Source organism: Bacteroidota bacterium, assembly GCA_036522515.1.
Classification (GTDB): Bacteria; Bacteroidota; Ignavibacteria; order UBA10030; family SZUA-254; genus VBOC01.
Genome location: DATDFQ010000050.1, coordinates 1 through 2,713, shown reverse-complemented (window position 1 = coordinate 2,713; position 2,713 = coordinate 1). Strand labels below are relative to the sequence as shown.

At 59.5% G+C, this 2,713-nt stretch carries 4 protein-coding genes; all 4 read right to left on the bottom strand.

The window, feature by feature from the left end:
• The coding region (locus tag VI215_09650) for a FeoB small GTPase domain-containing protein (protein ID HEY6192571.1) at positions 1-645 on the bottom strand (645 nt) is incomplete at its 3' end.
• Positions 638-919 carry a ferrous iron transport protein A gene (locus VI215_09645; protein HEY6192570.1) on the bottom strand — a complete coding sequence of 94 codons (282 nt, stop codon included), beginning with the start codon at positions 917-919 and terminating at the stop codon, positions 638-640. The genes VI215_09645 and VI215_09650, both read right to left, overlap by 8 nt.
• A gap of 183 nt (positions 920-1,102) precedes the next feature.
• A complete protein-coding gene (locus VI215_09640; GenBank protein HEY6192569.1) occupies positions 1,103-2,326 on the bottom strand; it encodes a radical SAM protein in 1,224 nt (407 codons plus the stop codon).
• Positions 2,323-2,713 (bottom strand): hypothetical protein (locus VI215_09635; protein HEY6192568.1); only part of this gene is annotated, 391 nt, incomplete at its 5' end. The genes VI215_09635 and VI215_09640, both read right to left, overlap by 4 nt.

Here is a 2,713-nt window from a genome sequence, read left to right as displayed (position 1 = left end):
CCCCTCGAGGACCATGAGGGCTTCGGCCTGCGATCCGACCATCTTCAGCATCGTGTGGAGCGAGGCATGAAGTTCGCCGCGCTGAATCCCCTCGCGCGCCTCTTCGATCGCCCGGCCGAGCCGTTCAAACCCGGTGCGCTTCGTGGCGACCATCGGATGGACTTCGACTCCGAGGAAACGCGAGAGCTTTTCGATGTCGAGCGAGATCTCGTGCTTTTCCACCTCGTCCATCAGGTTGAGGAGGACGACGACCTTTTTTCCCATGTCGATGAGCTGCTGCGTCAGAAAGAGATCGCGCTCCAGGTGTGTGGCGTCGACGACGTTGAGCACGATATCGGCTTCGAGGATGACGTCGCGCGCCACACGCTCCTCGTCATTGAACGAGGACACGCCGTACACTCCCGGCGTATCGTACACGTCATACCCGCCGTGCGTCCCCTTGATGATCTCCACCGTCGTCCCCGGATAATTCGAGACTTCCACGTTCATCCCGCTCAGCTCGTTGAAGATGATCGACTTTCCCACGTTCGGGTTCCCCGCAAGAACCACCTTCGGCTTCTCGAGCTCCTGTTCGAGAAAGGAAAGCCCGGCATGCCGGTGTTTTTCAAAATGATCCAGGGAACCCCTGTTCCGGTCTTCAGGCATCGGCGAGTTCCTCGTCGTAAATGACGGCCACCAGAATCTGCCTCGAGAGTTGATGCCCGACGGCGATCTGCTGCCGGTTCTTCTGGAGTACGACGGTTCCGCCCGGCAGCCGCTCGATGAGGAGAATCCTCTCTCCCTCCCCGATGCCCAGACGGATGAACTGCGCCCTGACATCCCCCGCTGGTAAGGACATGATCCTGATCCATCCCCCGACCGGGGTTGAATAAAGTGACGTGGTAGATCCCTGCACGATGATGCCTTCGCCTTTGTTCATTCTTAATCCCGGACGCCGTTGATGGCGCCCGGTGACTAGTCTAAGACAATCGGCGTGCCAGAAATCATACGGAAAAGGGTGAAATGGGGGGTCAATTTGGACTGATTCTAAACTGAACCAAGCCCGCTTTCTCAAAGGTTAGAAACTCCGGGGGCGGCTATTTCAGACTTGAGAGGGCCTGGATCAGGCTTTGCAGGCCGGGACGGTCCTCACCCAGCAACCGAAATGCTTCAATTCCTCCATCCGGCACGACCAGACAAGCTCCCCGTTCCAGAGGGTCATGTCGGGACAGCCGTCGCACATGTTCTGGTATCCGTTTTCCAGGAAGTCAACAGGCTGGATGATCATGACCGATTGGTAGTGGAGTCCAGCCGCGAGACGGAGCGGATTGCGAAGAGCGGCGGAAGCGTACCTGCCGGCGATCTTCCGGACCTGGCGGTCGAACGCCGCGAGGAGCATCATCGAACGGCCCTTCCTGGTGAGGGAAGGCTTTTCATACGCCAGGTAACGGCCCGTTCCGAGATGATGCATCGTCTGCATGATCTCCATAAATTTCGGCCCGACGTAGCCGTAGATTTTCTCTTTGGAGCCGATCCGGCCCGTCAGGAGCCACTTGAACGAGTCGGCCTTTTCAGTGCCGTTCAAATACGCGCAGGGAGTGAACTCCGGGAACCGTTTCCGGATCTCGCCGACGACATGGGTCGATTTCAGATCGATCGTCCTCTCCCGCGTCTCCCCGTAGGCCAGGGCGCTCATGTCGATTTTCTTCCCGCCGGCGTACCAGTCGAACGGGAGCTGCGGCACAGCGGCCCGGTACAGGATAAAGACCATCACGTTCACGATATCGATGTGTTTCGCGGCCCACTCCACGAGGTCCGGGACGGAGTGGAGCGTGTCGTCATAGACAGTCGAATTGAATGAGCAGGACATCCCTCCGGTTTCCGCGACCATCTCCGCATACTCGAGGCGCAGGGCGTTCATCTCCACCTCGCTCTTGTTCTTCCAGTGGGGCCTTCCCTGTTTGCTGTCGACATGGAAGGTAAATCCGTACGCGCCGGCTGACTTCAGCGCCCGAAGGAGCTCCGGCGTCAGTTTTCCGCCGTTGGTGTTGATCACGGGCTTGATCCCTTTCTTCGCGATCAGCCTCACAATCTCCACAATCTCCGGATGCATGAGCGGGTCCCCTCCCGCGACGGAAATGCCGTCCACATTTCGCAGCCGCACGAATGCCTCGATTTCCTGTTCCACCACATGAAGCGGCTTATGGCTCCCGGCGACATTTTCCCGGTAGCATCCGTCGCACTGAAGGTTGCAGGCGGAGGTCGGCTCCAGCCAGGAGATCGCGTTGTCGGGAAGCGTCCACGGGAGGCGGTAGAGGGTCCTGTGATCGATCCGGGCGTCCGTCATATCGCCTCTTCCTCAAATTCGGAGAGCGCGACCCTTGTCTCCGCGCAGCTCTGCGACCGGGCGCGAAGATCGTCCAGCAGACCGGACCGTTCCCAGATCCCCTTGAAATCATACCCGTTCGACCGGAGGTCGTCGCTGCCGGCGGAAAGATTTTTGCAAATCTGCACGTTTCCCTCCGGGGTGATGAAGGCATACGTCTTGCCCCCCACGCAGGAATGGCACCACTGAACGGGGAGTGCGGATGCCGCCCCCGGGCCGTTGCCGGATTCGACCTCAGGTTCGTCGCGCCGCGAGTACCTGATGCACTGCGGGGAGAAGAGCATTCCGCGCGGACTCGACAGCTTGATCGTGGCGATCGATTGGATGATCTTATCCGACCGCTCCCCC

Excerpts from the sequence above, each read along its gene's own strand:
- VI215_09640 (HEY6192569.1), bottom strand. The coding sequence starts at position 2,326 with ATGACGGACGCCCGGATCGATCACAGGACCCTCTACCGCCTCCCGTGG.
- VI215_09645 (HEY6192570.1), bottom strand. The coding sequence starts at position 919 with ATGAACAAAGGCGAAGGCATCATCGTGCAGGGATCTACCACGTCACTT.